This window comes from Amycolatopsis sp. NPDC004079, assembly GCF_040610415.1.
In the GTDB taxonomy this organism is placed as follows: domain Bacteria; phylum Actinomycetota; class Actinomycetes; order Mycobacteriales; family Pseudonocardiaceae; genus Amycolatopsis; species Amycolatopsis halotolerans.
In genome coordinates, this window is sequence record NZ_JBEXMH010000122.1 from 1 (window position 1) to 14,169 (window position 14,169).

General features: G+C 68.6%; 11 protein-coding genes. 6 read left to right on the plus strand and 5 right to left on the minus strand.

Annotated elements, in window-relative coordinates:
• Positions 1–192: 192 nt before the first annotated feature.
• A complete protein-coding gene (locus ABZX37_RS47950) occupies positions 193–3,495 on the minus strand; it encodes a glycosyltransferase (protein ID WP_354751029.1) in 3,303 nt (1,100 codons plus the stop codon).
• Positions 3,496–3,953: 458 nt separating this feature from the next.
• Positions 3,954–4,277 carry a WhiB family transcriptional regulator gene (locus tag ABZX37_RS47955; RefSeq protein WP_037355639.1) on the minus strand — a complete coding sequence of 108 codons (324 nt, stop codon included), beginning with the start codon at positions 4,275–4,277 and terminating at the stop codon, positions 3,954–3,956.
• Positions 4,278–4,500: 223 nt separating this feature from the next.
• On the opposite strand from ABZX37_RS47955, the gene ABZX37_RS47960 reads away from it, so the two are divergent.
• Complete coding sequence (locus ABZX37_RS47960; RefSeq protein ID WP_354751030.1) at positions 4,501–5,259, plus strand: site-2 protease family protein; 759 nt, start codon at positions 4,501–4,503, stop codon at positions 5,257–5,259.
• A 4-nt stretch (positions 5,260–5,263) separates the two neighbouring features.
• On the opposite strand, the gene ABZX37_RS47965 is transcribed toward ABZX37_RS47960, so the two are convergent.
• Genes ABZX37_RS47965 through mshB form a run of 3 tightly spaced genes read right to left on the minus strand, consistent with a single transcriptional unit; the run spans position 5,264 to position 7,282 of the window.
• Positions 5,264–6,055 (minus strand): hypothetical protein, encoded by a 792-nt coding sequence (locus tag ABZX37_RS47965; protein ID WP_354751024.1) that lies wholly within the window; start codon positions 6,053–6,055, stop codon positions 5,264–5,266.
• Positions 6,048–6,410 (minus strand): hypothetical protein, encoded by a 363-nt coding sequence (locus ABZX37_RS47970; RefSeq protein WP_354751031.1) that lies wholly within the window; start codon positions 6,408–6,410, stop codon positions 6,048–6,050. Before ABZX37_RS47970 ends, ABZX37_RS47965 begins: the two co-directional genes overlap by 8 nt.
• A gap of 44 nt (positions 6,411–6,454) precedes the next feature.
• Positions 6,455–7,282, minus strand: a complete 828-nt coding sequence (mshB, locus tag ABZX37_RS47975; protein WP_354751025.1) for an N-acetyl-1-D-myo-inositol-2-amino-2-deoxy-alpha-D-glucopyranoside deacetylase — start codon at positions 7,280–7,282, stop codon at positions 6,455–6,457.
• A 656-nt stretch (positions 7,283–7,938) separates the two neighbouring features.
• Here mshB and ABZX37_RS47980 point away from each other — a divergent pair.
• The 5 genes from ABZX37_RS47980 to ABZX37_RS48000 all read left to right on the plus strand — a co-directional run bounded on the left by ABZX37_RS47980 (position 7,939) and on the right by ABZX37_RS48000 (position 13,924).
• Positions 7,939–9,681 carry an ABC transporter family substrate-binding protein gene (locus ABZX37_RS47980; RefSeq protein WP_354751026.1) on the plus strand — a complete coding sequence of 581 codons (1,743 nt, stop codon included), beginning with the start codon at positions 7,939–7,941 and terminating at the stop codon, positions 9,679–9,681.
• Positions 9,682–9,869: 188 nt separating this feature from the next.
• Entirely contained in the window at positions 9,870–10,850 is a 981-nt protein-coding gene (locus tag ABZX37_RS47985; protein ID WP_182889975.1) for an ABC transporter permease, read from the plus strand.
• Between the two features lie 28 nt (positions 10,851–10,878).
• Positions 10,879–11,802, plus strand: a complete 924-nt coding sequence (locus ABZX37_RS47990) for an ABC transporter permease (RefSeq protein WP_354751032.1) — start codon at positions 10,879–10,881, stop codon at positions 11,800–11,802.
• The gene (locus ABZX37_RS47995; protein ID WP_354751027.1) at positions 11,799–12,896 is read left to right on the plus strand and encodes an ABC transporter ATP-binding protein; all 1,098 of its coding nucleotides are present in this window, start codon (positions 11,799–11,801) and stop codon (positions 12,894–12,896) included. Before ABZX37_RS47990 ends, ABZX37_RS47995 begins: the two co-directional genes overlap by 4 nt.
• Entirely contained in the window at positions 12,893–13,924 is a 1,032-nt protein-coding gene (locus ABZX37_RS48000; RefSeq protein WP_354751028.1) for an oligopeptide/dipeptide ABC transporter ATP-binding protein, read from the plus strand. Before ABZX37_RS47995 ends, ABZX37_RS48000 begins: the two co-directional genes overlap by 4 nt.
• Positions 13,925–14,169: the final 245 nt, after the last annotated feature.

Genomic DNA, 14,169 nt, shown 5'->3' on the forward strand with positions numbered 1-14,169 from the left:
GCACCGGTGCACCCGACTATCGAGGCACCCAGCCCCTCCCCCGCACCCCGATACGAAGCCTTCCCTGCGGTTCGGGGGTGCTTGTCAAGGCATCTTTCCCGCCTTGACAAGCACCCCCGAACCGTCAGCACAATCAAGCTTCGGGGTGCCCCACGCAACCACCAGCGATGTCGCCGCCAGGCGACGAGCCAGTCACTCCCGCCGCCGAGACGGAATCGCCGTCAACGCCGTAAACAACACCGCAGCCAACTGCACCAGGAGCAACAACCCCCGCTCAGTCCCCGGAAAAGTCACCGAAACCTCCGAAGACTGAGGCGGCACAGACACCGCAACCTGATGCCCCCAAGCAGGCACAATCGGCACGGCCTTCCCATTGACACTCGCCTGCCACCCAGCCTCCTGCTCAGCCGCCAGCACGAGCAACCGCCCAGTAGGCCCCTCGGAAGCCCGCACCCGAACATCCGGCAACCGAGCCGCCACCGGCGAGATCCCCGGATTGGTCCCAGGCGCACCCCCACCAGTGACAGCCTGCTTAGCCAACTCCGGCGAAATCAACGCCACCTCGCCAGCCTTGGGCAACAACCGCAACGTAGGCCGCCCATCCCCCATAGGCGCAGCCACCGCGGCAAAATCACTGACCGCCGCGGCAAACGCCCGCGCATCCGTCCCCAACGGCAACACCACGTACTGGACCCCAGAAGCCGCAGCAGCCGCGAACACCCGCTTCAGCGCCGCGACATCCCCCTGCCCCAGCCCCCGTCGCCACTCAGCCAACCGCTCCGGCGACCCCTTGACCGGCGCGAGCTCATCGTCCCCAAAAAGCGCCAACCGGCCACCGATCTGCCGAACCTGCCCAGAGCTAACGTCCAGCACGCCCCGCCCAGTAGCCGCGACGTCCGCAGCCACCTCAGGCGCCAACTGCGGACGAGCCGCCGCCGTCAACGGCCCCTCAGCCCCAGTCGCGACCGCCCCAACCCCCAACGCAGCGACCACCACAACGCCAGCCACCGCCAGCACCTTCGGCAACCAAGCAGCAGGCATCGCCGACCCACCGCGCTGCCAAGTGGCCAGCACCGCCCACAACAACCCAGCCCCGACAACGAGCAACGGCACCCCGGCGTACCCCGACGCAGGCGCCCCGCCCTGCATCGGCGTCAACTGCACCTGCCGAACCAGAACCACGCCGATCAGCCCGAGCACCGCAAGCGCCAGCCCGCCGACGACCTGCTTTCGCGGCCGAACCACGAGCGCGACCAGCGTCGCCGCCAACACGACAACCCCGATCGGCCACGCCCCCGGACCGCCTGGAGTAAGCCCGGCAAGATCCGTGGCCGACGCCGGAGCGGCCGGACCGCCAAGCCCTTGCAGCAACAGTTCCGGATGCCGCAGCAACACCGTCGGCCACGGCAGCAGCAGAACCAGCGGCAACAACACCACAATCCCGACCGACGCCACCCGCCGAGCCAGCCCGGACGGCGCGGGCAGCACCACAAACCCGACCAGCAGCCCCACCAGCGCAAGCCCGTGCGCGAGCGGCGAAAACGCCCCCAGCAACGCGACACCGAACGCCGACAGCGCCGACACGTGCAGCCACCGCGTACCCGGCCGAGTCAGCAGCCGAACGATCCCCGCGACCACAAGCGGCAGCACGAGATGCACCACAACCACATCAAGCCGCCCCTGCGCGACCGACGCGGTAGCGGCAGGCAGCAACGCGTACGTCGCAGCAACCGCGGCCCGCACCCAACGACGCACCGCAAGCTTGCGAGTGGCGACATAAGCGCTGAGCGCGGCGAGCGGGATGTCACCGATGAGCAGAATCGCCACGAGCGCGGCCGGACCGCCGATCGGAGCGAAGATCGCGCCGATCGTCCCGAGCACCGGTAGCGTCGCGGGAGCGGGCGCACCAGTGCCGCCGGCGATCGAGTGCCATGGCGACAGATACGTCGACCAGATCTCGCCGAGCCCGCCGACCGGCAGCAGCTGCCCGCCCCACAGGTCGAGCCCGAGCCGCCCGCGATTCAGCACCAGAGCCAGCGCGGTGAGCAGAACGACCAGCACCACCGGCGGAGCGAAGACGGTCGCGGCGAGCACGCGTCGCCGGTTGACCTCCACGAACACCAGATCCGGTTCCGGCGCGGCCGGTTCCGGACGGGGCGACGGCGACGGATGGGCCGCGGTCTCCTCGACCGCTTCAGTGTCCTCTTCGGACACCGGCGCTTCCGGCAGCGTGACCGCGACAACCGTGCCGGGCCGACGCAGCCCCCGACCACGAGTGCTCAGGCCGCGCAGCGCGCCAGCGGGCAACGCGTCCGGCCCGACCGGACGCGCACCGGACGCGGCGAGCGCCTCCGGCGGAATCCACGCGGACTCCTGCTCGACGCTCTCCGGAAGCGTCCCGAGGGCGACATCACTCTGTACCCCGCGCCGGACGAGTCCAACCACCCCGGCGCTGATTGCGTTGCGCAGCCGCGTGATCCGGCTCGTGAAGAGCCCGCGGACAGTCCCCGGCCGAGGCTGGTCCCGCCGCTGCGCACGGGCCGCGCGGAGATTTCCCTTGCCCCCGCACAGGTATCCGAGCGCGGCCAGTTCCGCACCGGCCTCGGTGGTGCGGCGCAGCACGAAGAACACGAACGCGCGCAGCACCAGCATGATCGGCAGCCGGACGAGCCCGAACCAGAACGACGGGGTCGAGCAGTTGACCAGAAAGACGCGCAGGCCGTGCGCACGGTTGAGCGCGGCGAGCGGACGCCCGGCGGCGTCCGGAGTGCGTTGCCCGTTGGACAGGGCGCGGGCGTGCCGGACGCGCGCCGCGGGCACCGAGAGCACGAGCGAGCCGGCCGCGTTGGCGCGCCAGCCGAAGTCGAGATCCTCACGCAGCAACGGGAAGTCCTCGTCGTAGCCGTCGAGGGCGTCCCAGAGTTCCCGCTGCACCAACGATCCGGCGCTCGGGACAGCGAGGACCTCGGTGGGTTCGCCGTCCGGCGCGGCCATCTGCTGGCGGTGTCCGGAGGCGTCGGTGGACAGCCCGGCCTCGACGATCAGCCGCGGATCGGTCCAGTCGGTGCCGAGCGGGCCGAGCACCTTCGCCGACGGGTTTTCCTCCGCGGCGCGGACGAGCTGGTCGAGGCAATCGGGTTCGGGGGCGCAGTCGTCGTGCAGCACCCACAGCCACGTTCCCGGGTCGCCCCACCGTTCCACCGCGTGCGCGACGGCCGCGGCGACCGCTTCCGCGAACCCGGTTTCACTCGTCAGAGTGACAACTCCGGACAGCACGGGCTCCTCGGCGGCCGCGCCCGGCTGCGCTGCGTCGGCGAGCAGTTTCGGGGTACGGTCGGTAGATCCGGTGTCCACGGCGAGCACGTGCCGCGGACGGACTGTGCTGCGCCGCAACGCGGAAAGCGCCAGCGGCAGCCATTCTTCGCCGTCGTGACAGACCACAATGGCCAGAACGGGCAACGTCCGCACAGCGGGCGGAACGACGGTGCGAGGCAAGAACGGCTCCTGCTCGGACGGGACGATGGGTGCGGTCACCCTACGGCCTGCGCCGATCCGCAGGCACCGGCCCACGCCGCACGCCCGGCGGATCCCACCGCGTGGACCAACCGAGCCCAAGAGAAATTCCGCGAGCGCGGAACCGGCGCGCTCAAGCGGGAACCGGCGGCACTCGTTCCAGGCGAGAGATCCGCGGCACACCGGGATCTCGTGAGCGGAAGACGAAGATCACAAAGAGAACCACGGCACAGCACCGAAATTTCCGGCCGCCGCGACGGCAATTCTGCCCTCGCGCCCGCCGTCGGATCAGGCCGCGCGAATCCGTCGAATGTGCCCGGCGACACTCCGGCGGGGGCTCCCCTCCCCGCCGCGTCGCACCGGCCGCACCACTGGCTCGCCGCCACGACGGCGGCGGGGCGCACCCCCGGCCCACGCGGACCGGGGGAACCGAAACCCGTTTAGACAGCCCGTTTCTTCAGCTTGCGACGTTCCCGTTCGGACAGTCCGCCCCAGATGCCGAAGCGCTCGTCGTGCGCCAGCGCATACTCGAGACAGTCGTCCTTGACCTCGCAGCCAAGGCAAATCCGCTTGGCCTCGCGGGTCGAGCCGCCCTTCTCGGGGAAGAACGCCTCCGGGTCGGTCTGCGCGCACAGGGCGCGCTCCTGCCAGTCCTGCTCCTCGGGGACGTCGAAAAGGTCGGTCAGATCCCCGAGCTGCTGCTCCGGGTTCTCTCCCCAACCCACGACGTGCCCCCATTCCCTGTTGTCCGCTTCCAACCGCACGTCCGCCTCCTCGCTCCTACGCACTCCCCAGGCTGGCGGTGGTGAAACGACACCCGCTGCCCCCTCCGACAGCGAATGACATCACTGTGATTACACCTGTGTAGGTCGGCCAGGTCAAGCCGAGTAGCGAGTTCGGGGGATCTCTGTGCCCGGGTGCGCAAGGGGACACGCCGAAGACTTCACACCGGGCATACGGAAGACTGGTGGGGTGCAGAGATCAGCAGTGCGTCCGAGCCCGATCTTCCTCGGCATCCTCGCCGTCGCCGTCGCCGGTGGTTTCCTGGCCGCATACGGTGATTCCACGACTATTCTCGGTTCCCGCGACCCGATGCTCGTCGCAGGCGTGGTGCTGCTTGTCCTGGGCGGCTGGATGGCTTCGCTGACGCTCCACGAGTTCGGGCACGCCTTCGTCGCCTTCCGCGGCGGTGATCACGAGATCGCTCACAAGGGGTACCTCTCGCTGGACGTCCGGCGTTATGCCGACCCTGTCCTGTCCTTCGTGCTTCCGCTGATCTTCTTGCTGATCGGCGGCATCCCGCTGCCCGGCGGCGCGGTGTGGATCAACCGCGGCGCGCTGCGCAACCGCGCGACGGCGTCGTGGACCTCGCTCGCCGGTCCGCTCAGCAACCTCGCCGTCGGAGCCGCGCTGTGCCTGGCGACCATGCTGATCCCGATGGCGACCGGCCTCTTCTTCGCGATGTCCTACCTCGCGCTGCTGCAGATGATGACGTTTCTGATCAACATTCTCCCGGTGCCGGGCCTGGACGGCTGGGGCGCGCTCGAGCCGTACCTCTCCCCGCAGGCGCGGGCGTTCGGCGCGCGGGTGCGGCCGTGGGCGCCGCTGGTGCTGTTCGCGCTGTTGTTCCTTTTCCGACCGGTGTCGGATCTGCTCTGGACGATCGCCGGGCACATCTACGAACCGCTCGGCGGCAACGCGGCCGCGGCGTACTTCGGGCAGCGCGCATTCCTGTTCTGGCACTGAGGGCTCAGGCCCACTGCCGGTGGGCCATGAGCCAGGCGTGCGCGCGCTTCCATACTTTTTTCAGTCCGGAGCGCTCGCCGAGGTAGTCGCCCGCCGCGCCGACCACCGGCAGCATCCCGAGTGCCCGGTGGAACCACCGGCCGCGCGGGCGCTTCTCGAGTTCGCCGGTGATCCCCCACAACGACTTGCCGAGGTGCCAGAGGGTGGTGGCGACGGCTTTCGCGGTCACCTTGCCGTGTTTGCGATGGGATTCGTCGAGTTCCTCGGTGAGCCGCGCGGTCTCACTGTCCTCTGCGGACTGAGCGGACTTGTCGCGGCTGGCTCCCGCCGCGAGGTCGGCGTCGATGTCGCGTTCGAAAAGCACCGCGGCGATCAGCCGGACGCGGCTGCCGACGTCGGTCACGCCGTACTCCCCCGCGATCGCGCACAGCACCAGCCCCTGCGACGCGGCGCCGAGGGTGTCCTGCACCGGCAGCCGGTCGGCGAGCGCGCCGCCGAGTCCGGGGATGGAGGTCAGCAGCGAGGTGAGCCTGCCGACCCGGTTGACCCACCAGCTCGCCCGCTGGTCGATGTCCATCGCCGCCCACCCCGCGGTGCCCGGCACCTTCACCGTCGTCAGCGCGTGGAGCATTTTCTTCTTGAACCCGGCGTCGGAGAATTCGCCCTCGCCGCGCCGGGCCCGTGCCTGCAAGCCGAACGGGTCGGCCTCGCGCAGGGCGTCGATCATCGGAGCGCAGGCGCGGACGAACGGGCGCAGAATCGCGACGACCTGACGGTCCGAAATGGCCTCAGACACGGGCGCCTCCCTTCGCCGCGGCCCGTCCCAGCCCGCCGCCGAGGACCAGCGCGGCGGGCAGTGCGCTCGCGCCGAGCAAAAGCAGCGCGCGCCAGTCCTGGACGAGCACGACGTCGCCGCCCGGACCGAACAGGCCGACCCCGAACACGACGAGTACCCACACCAGCAGCGGCACGAACGAAAGCCCGGGCCGGACGAGTTTCCCCGCGGTCAGCACGAGCCACGGCGTGGTGACCGCTCCGACGAGCGCGGTGACCGGCATCGGCACCTCGCCGAGCGGGCCGAGCCGCAGCGGGAGGAAGAACAGTTCGAGCAGCGCCAGCACGACCGCGTCGAACGCCAGCAGCACCAGCATCAGCCACTGGTCCCGAGTGAGCGGGGCGGGCGGGGCGGACACGGTCACCACCCGCCGAACAGATCGGTCTCGGCGCCGTGCGCGTCGCCGCGGGCGAGCACGAAGTACTCGGCGGACGGGATCGGCTGCGCGATGCTGTTGGTGAGCGCGAAGTGCGCGACCCCGCCGTCGACCACGGTCAGCTGCGTTTCGTGCGCGCGCAGTGCCGCCAGCTTCGCCTGCCGGTGCGCGGAGATGTCGACCACGGTGGTGATCTTGCCGTCCGGAGTGGACGGAAGCTCGCCGTCAGCGGCCACCCGGAACGGTGATGTCCCGTCGGCGCGCAGTTCGGCGAGGCCCACGGTGAGCGCAGCCTCGGACTGGACCACGTGGAAGACCCGCTCGACCGACGGGGCGTCCGGAGCCGCCGCCATGGTGATCTCGTGCGCGCGGATGTGGTCGGGATGGCCGTAGCCGCCGAAGGAGTCATAGGTGACGACCACCTGCGGGGCGAAGTCGTCGATGAGTTCGCGCAGCTGAGCGGCCTGCTCCGCCGCCGAACCGCCGGTGAACGCCCGCGGATGCTCGGCGGCCGGCGTGCCCGCCATGCCCGAATCGCGCCACCGGCCGATGCCGCCGAGGTACTCGTGCCGGGCGAGGCCGAGCGCGGCGGCCGCGGCGGCCATTTCCCCGGACCGGTATCCGCCGAGCTGGTCGGCCTCCGCCGCGACGAGCCGCGCGAGCCGCGGCGGGACGATTTCGCCCTCTTCGCCGAGTGTGCAGGTCACGACGCACACCTCGACGCCCTCGGCCGCGTAACGCGCGATGACCCCGCCGGTGGCGATGCTTTCGTCGTCCGGGTGCGCGTGGACCAGCAGCAGCTTCCGCTTCACGCCCTCAGGTTAGTGACCGTCGCGTCCGCGCCCGGGACGCCGACCCCCGGCGCGGCGTTCCGGCATGGAATCCGCGGCGTGCACGGGAAAATGCATTGGCATCCCACTAAGTCGGACCAGCGTCCCGAACCGTGGGCGTTCCCTTCCGCGGAACGTTCCGCGGTTCGGAATGCGCGGGCAAGGACGCAAGATGCTCGGAACACCCACCGAGTACCGGTCGCCGTCCGGGCAGTCCTGCCCGTGCCCGGCGGCGGGCGCATTCTTTCGCTTCACGAGATCGGACCAATTTCTTGTCACTTCGGGTTCGTCGCGGCCGTGTGACTACTCCATTAGCTGGGGTACCGCACACGGAACGGGGCGGTTATTGTCCGCCGGGCCAGTCGGCCCACTGGACTGAAGCACCACCCGAACCGGTCCCAAATTTCCGTGATCAACTACTAACCGTAGTCGATCAAGTGCGGAAACCACGGTGCAACCAGGGGGCACGAGATATCTGTTCCGCAACGATCTCACTGAGAGTGTCCGGATCGATAGGTTTGCCGTCTGTCCAATGCCTAAGTTTCACGGCTACGGTGAGCAACGCGATACCGATCGGTGCTTGCGCGTCAGGAAGAGCCGCCTCGCAAACCCGCGACGGCGTCGAGCAAGGAGAATGAATGTTAGTGACGACTAGGTCGCGCGCCGCCAAACTCGGCGCGTTCGTCGCGGGCGCGGCCCTTCTGCTCTCCGCATGCGGTGGTGGCGGAGGCGGCAACAGCGCGGTTCAGACCGGGCAGGCATTCGCCGACTGCGACAAGAACCCGAATACCTGCAACGCGGCGCAGGCCGATCAGCTGCAGCAGGGCGGCGACGTCACCTTCGCGATCGAGAAGAACGTGCCGAACTGGAACGTGACCTCGGCCGAGGGCAATGTCTTCGAAACGGGCATGGTCACCAAGGGCATCCTGCCCTACACCTTCTACGCGACGCCCGACCTCAAGCCGGTCCTGAACAAGGACTTCGTCGAGTCCGCCGATCTCAAGGACCCGAAGACGATCGTCTACAAGATCAACCCGAAGGCGTCCTGGTCGGACGGCACGCCGCTGTCGGCCGACGACTTCGTCTACAACTGGAAGGTGCAGAACGGCAAGGACTGCCCGGACTGCTCCCCTGCCGACACCTCCGGCTACGACCAGGTCACCTCGGTCGTCGGCTCGGACGGCGGCAAGACGGTGACCGCCACCCTCGCGAAGCCGTTCACCGACTGGAAGAAGCTCTGGGGCTCGGCGGGCGCGATGTACCCGGCGCACCTGGCCAAGCAGCACGGCGACACCAACACCCCGGCCGGCCTCGCGTCGTCCTACAAGTGGTTCGGCACGACCCTCCCGACCTGGTCGGGCGGCCCGTGGAAGATCTCGAAGTTCGTCAACAACCAGTCGATCACCGAGGTCCCGAACGAGAAGTACTGGGGCGAGAAGCCGAAGCTGAACAGCGTCATCTTCCGCATCATCACCGACGCGACGCAGGAGCCGACCGCACTGCAGAACAACGAAGTGCAGGTCATCTACCCGCAGCCGCAGGTCGACCTGATCAACCAGGTCAAGAACATGCCGAACATCTCCTCGTACATCGGCCTCGGCCTGACCTGGGAGCACTTCGACTTCAACCTGAAGAGCCCGGCGCTCGGCGACAAGACGCTGCGCCAGGCCCTCTACACCGCGATCAACCGCAAGGACATGATCGCCAAGACCGTCGGCCAGTTCACCAACAAGGTCGAGCCGCTCAACAACCACAACTTCATGCCGCAGCAGCAGGGCTACAAGGACGTGGTGTCGTCGACCGGCCAGGGTTCCGGTGACATCGAGAAGGCCAAGAAGATGCTGACCGACGCCGGCTACAAGCTGAACAACAACCAGCTGTCGGACCCGAGCGGCAAGGCCGTCCCCGAGCTGCGCATCCGCTACACCGTCGGCAACCAGATCCGGCAGAACGAGTGCGAGCTGTTCGCGCAGACCGCGGCCCAGCTGGGCGTCAAGGTGAAGGTCCAGTCCACCGACGACCTCGGCCAGACCACCACCAGCGGCGACTACGACGTCATCGTGTTCGCGTGGGTCTCCTCGCCGTTCGCGATCGGCGGCGCGAAGCAGCTGTGGGGCACCGGCCAGGGCAGCAACTACGGCAAGTACACCAGCAAGCAGGTCGACGACCTGATGGACCAGGCCAGCGCCGAGACCGACCAGACCAAGGCGGCGGACCTGCTCAACCAGGCCGACCAGACCATGACCAACGACGCGTATGTGCTTCCGCTGTACCAGAAGCCGACCTTCATCGCCTCGTCGGACAAGATCGCGAACATCCGCAACAACTCGACGCTCGACGCTCCGGTGTACAACATGTCGGAGTGGGGCATCCGGAAGTGATCAACGACCGGTAGATTCCCGCGGGACACCCGGTGAAGGGCCGGCCGAAGCTGCCGGCCCTTCACCGTATCCGCGACCGAATGCCCTTTTAGTTCCCGAACACCACGATTGCCCCGTTACGTCGCCAAGGCCCTGCCACCACGAGCGGCGGGCGCCGGCAGAACACCGTCCAGAGCAGGAAGACCTCCATGCTTGCCTTCGCACTGCGCCGGCTTTTCGTCTCGGTGCCGATCCTCATCGTGTCGACGTTCGTCGTCTTCGTGATGGTGTCGCTTTCGGCCAACCCGTTGACCCCGCTGATCGCGAGAAACCCGCCGCCGCCCCCTCGCACCATCGAGCTCGAACGCATCCGGCTGCATCTCGACCAGCCGATTCTCGAGCGATACTGGCACTGGATCACCGGCGTGCTCCACGGTGATTTCGGCCCCTCGGTCCAGTCCACCATGAACATCGGCAGCGAGGTGTTCGGCCGCTTCGGCGTGACGCTGCGGCTGATCGTGCTCGCCATGGTGGTGGCGCTGATCCTCGCCGTGCTGATCGGCGTGATCAGCGCGTCGCGGCAGTACTCCAAGTTCGACTACACCGCGACCTTCTTCGGCTTCCTCTTCCTGTCGATGCCGTCGTTCTGGTTCGCGCTGGTGCTGAAGCAGATCGGCATCTCGATCAACACGACGGTCGGCGACCAGGTCTTCTACACCATCGGGTCCTCGTCGGTGGTCGCCGCGGGCGGGTTCTGGGCCCAGTTCGGCGACGTGCTCGGCCACCTCATCCTGCCGACGATCTCGCTGGCGCTGACCAGTTACGCGGCCTGGAGCCGGTATCAGCGCGCCTCGATGCTCGAGGTGCTCAACAGCGATTACGTCCGCCTCGCGAGGGCCAAGGGCCTGCCGCGCTGGACGGTGACGCGCAAGCACGCGCTGCGCAACGCGCTGATCCCGCTGACCACGGTGACCGCACTCGACATCGGCTCGATCCTCGGCGGCGCCGTCGTGACCGAGACCGTGTTCCAATGGCAGGGCGCGGGCGCTTTCCTGCTGGACGCGATCAAGCGAAGCGACGTGTACGCGGTGGAGGCCTGGCTTCTCATCGCGGCCACGTTCATCATCCTGCTCAACTTGGTCGCCGATCTGCTCTACGGCCTGCTCGACCCGAGGATCCGCTATGCCTAACGACGCAATCCCCACTCCGCCCACCACGATGGGCGGCGCTCGGTTCGCTCCGGACGACCCGCAGACCCCGAAGGGCGCGCCGGAACGCGAGTTCACGGTCAAGGAGCGCAGCCAGGCGCAGCTGGTTTTCCGGCGGTTCCTGCAGCACCGGCTCGCGATGATCAGTCTCGTCGTGTTCGTGCTGATCATCCTGTTCGCCTACGTGGGCGCGGCGATCTGGAAGTACGACGCCGGAGCCATCACCGAACAGAACTCGGCCCCGCCCTCGGGCGACCACCCGTTCGGCACCGACGCGGTCGGCCACGACACCCTCGCGCAGGTGATGCGCGGGACCCAGATCTCACTGCAGATCTCGATCCTCGTCGCGATCTTCGCGACCGTCGTGGGCACTGTGTGGGGCTCGGTCGCCGGGTATTACCGCGGCTGGCTCGACACGGTCCTGATGCGCATCGCCGACCTCGTGCTCACACTGCCGCTGCTCGCGGTCGCCGCGGTGCTCGGCCACCAGTCCGGCGGCACGTGGTGGCTGATCGCGGTCGTCATCGGCGGCCTCTACTGGGCGTACGTGTCCCGGGTCGCCCGCGGCGTCGTGCTTTCCTTGCGCGAGAAGGAGTTCGTCGAGGCGTCGAAGGCGCTCGGCGCGAGCGACAGCCGGATCATCTTCCGGCACCTGGTGCCCAACGCGCTGGGCGCGATCATCGTCAACCTGACGATCCTCGTGTCGATCGCCATCCTGCTCGAGACGGCGCTGTCGTTCCTGGGCTTCGGCGTGCAGCCGCCGGACACCTCGCTCGGCCTCCTGGTGAGCAGCGCGCAGACCGCGATCGACACGCGGCCGTGGCTGTTCTACTTCCCGGGCATTTTCATCATCCTGATCGCACTGACGATCAACTTCATCGGGGACGGCCTGCGGGACGCGTTCGACCCCCAGCAGACGAAGGTGCGCGCATGACCCAGAACGTCTCCGACGAACGCGGCGGCGATCCCGTCCTCGTCGTTGAGGACCTGACCGTGCAGTTCCCGACCAGCGAGGGCGTGGTCAGCGCCGTGCGCGGCGTGAACTACCAGCTCCGCCGCGGCGAGGTGCTCGGCATCGTCGGCGAGTCCGGCTCCGGGAAATCGGTGACCTCGCTCGCGGTGATGGGCCTGCTGCCGAAGACCGCGAAGGTGTCCGGCTCGATCCGGTTCGGCGGGAAAGACCTGCTGAAGTGCAACGAGAAGGAACTGAACAAGGTCCGCGGCAAGGGCATCGCGATGGTCTTCCAGGACCCGATGACGTCGCTGAACCCGGTGTACACCGTGGGCGACCAGATCGCCGAGGCGATCACCGCGCACCACGACGTGCGCAAGGACGTCGCGAAGAAGCAGGCCATCGAACTGCTCGACCTGGTCCGCATCCCGAACCCGACGCAGCGCGCGGACGAGTACCCGCACCAGCTGTCCGGCGGCATGCGCCAGCGCGTCGTGATCGCGATCGCGATGGCCAACAACCCGGACGTGATCATCGCGGACGAGCCGACCACCGCGCTCGACGTGACGGTGCAGGCGCAGATCCTCGAGGCGCTGCAGGCCGCGCAGAAGGAAACCGGCGCGGCGATGGTGCTGATCACGCACGACCTCGGCGTGATCGCGGGCCAGGCGGACCGGGTGCACGTGATGTACGCGGGCAAGGTCGTCGAGTCCGGCACGGTCGACGACATCTTCTACAACCCGCGCATGCCGTACACGCTGGGCCTGCTCGGCAGCCTGCCGCGGCTGGACGTGAAGACCGAACGGCTCACGCCGATCACCGGTTCGCCGCCCGCGACGCAGAACATGCCGCCGGGCTGCCCGTTCAGCCCGCGCTGCCCGTTGTCCCAGCCGATCTGCGACGAGGAGGAGCCTGAGCTCGTCGCGGGCCCGAACGGCCAGCACGCGGCCTGTCACTTCACCGAGCAGGTCGTCGGGAAGGACCCGGCCGAGCTGTTCAGCGCCACCTCGGCCGACGCGGCGGCCGTCCCGGTCGCCGTGGACGCCGCCGCGACCGACACGGAGACGAACCGATGAGCGAGGCCACGACGGCGCGGGAGCCCGTCCTCTCCGCGCAGAACCTGGTGAAGCACTTCCCGATCCGCGGCGGCGGCCTGATCCGCCGCGTCTCGGGCGCGGTGCAGGCGGTGTCGGACGTGTCGTTCGACATCTACCCGCACGAGACGCTCGCGCTGGTCGGCGAATCCGGCTGCGGCAAGTCGACCACGGCCCGGATCGCGCTGGCACTGCAGCCGCTCACCGGCGGCAAGGTGACCTACGAGGGCAAAGACCTCGCGACGATGAGCAAGCGCGAACTGCAGCGGCTGCGGCGCAGCATGCAGATCGTGTTCCAGGACCCGTACGCCTCGGTCGACCCCCGGCTGCCGGTGAACGAGATCATCGCCGAACCGCTGCGCATCCACGGCCTGTACGACAACGGCGGCAAGCAGCAGGTCCGCGACCTGATGAAGACCGTCGGCCTGCGGCCGGAGCACGGCAACCGGTTCCCGCACGAGTTCTCCGGCGGTCAGCGCCAGCGCATCGGCATCGCCCGCGCGCTCGCGTTGAAGCCGAAGGTGCTGGTGCTGGACGAGCCGGTGTCCGCGCTGGACGTCTCGATCCAGGCCGGTGTGCTCAACCTGCTGAAGGACCTGCAGGCGGAGCTCGGGTTGTCGTACCTGTTCGTCTCGCACGACCTTTCGGTGGTGCGGCACGTGGCGGACCGGATCGCGGTGATGTACCTCGGCAAGATCGTGGAGACCGCGCCGTCGGAGGAGCTGTTCGAGACTCCGGCGCACCCGTACACGCAGGCGTTGATCTCGGCGATCCCGGTGCCGGACCCGCGCAAGGAGCGGACGCGGCAGCGGATCGTCATCACCGGTGACGTGCCCAGCCCGGCCAACCCGCCCTCGGGCTGCCGGTTCCGCACCCGGTGCCCGAAGTTCGCCAACCAGCTGGACGACGCCGGGCGCGAGAAGTGCAAGACGGAGGAACCCGCCTTGGTGGACCGCGGCCACGCGCACCCGGTGGCCTGCCACTTCGCGGAAAGCCTGCAGCTGATCTGACACACCGGACGAAAAGGGGCCTCGCACTTACCTGTGCGAGGCCCCTTTTCGCATGTCCGACCGGTTCGGCGGGGCTTGCGCCCCCAACGGGGTTTCTCTGTGGTGCGGTGTGGTGGCGGGATCGCTGCAGCGGTGCACCGCCTGGCGAGACGGGCTGCGTGGCTCGGTTCCCGCGAAAGGTCCGTGAGGGGAACCCGAGACGGAGATCGCGCCGGGCGGAGATCATCCGTCGCACGCGATGTACA

What these genes read in the sequence shown, in the direction of transcription:
- ABZX37_RS47970 (WP_354751031.1), bottom strand. Translation starts at nt 6,410, where the DNA reads ATGCTGGTGCTGCTGGCGTTCGACGCGGTCGTGCTGGCGCTGCTCGAA.
- ABZX37_RS47980 (WP_354751026.1), top strand. Translation starts at nt 7,939, where the DNA reads ATGTTAGTGACGACTAGGTCGCGCGCCGCCAAACTCGGCGCGTTCGTC.
- ABZX37_RS47985 (WP_182889975.1), top strand. Translation starts at nt 9,870, where the DNA reads ATGCTTGCCTTCGCACTGCGCCGGCTTTTCGTCTCGGTGCCGATCCTC.
- ABZX37_RS47990 (WP_354751032.1), top strand. Translation starts at nt 10,879, where the DNA reads ATGGGCGGCGCTCGGTTCGCTCCGGACGACCCGCAGACCCCGAAGGGC.
- ABZX37_RS47995 (WP_354751027.1), top strand. Translation starts at nt 11,799, where the DNA reads ATGACCCAGAACGTCTCCGACGAACGCGGCGGCGATCCCGTCCTCGTC.
- ABZX37_RS48000 (WP_354751028.1), top strand. Translation starts at nt 12,893, where the DNA reads ATGAGCGAGGCCACGACGGCGCGGGAGCCCGTCCTCTCCGCGCAGAAC.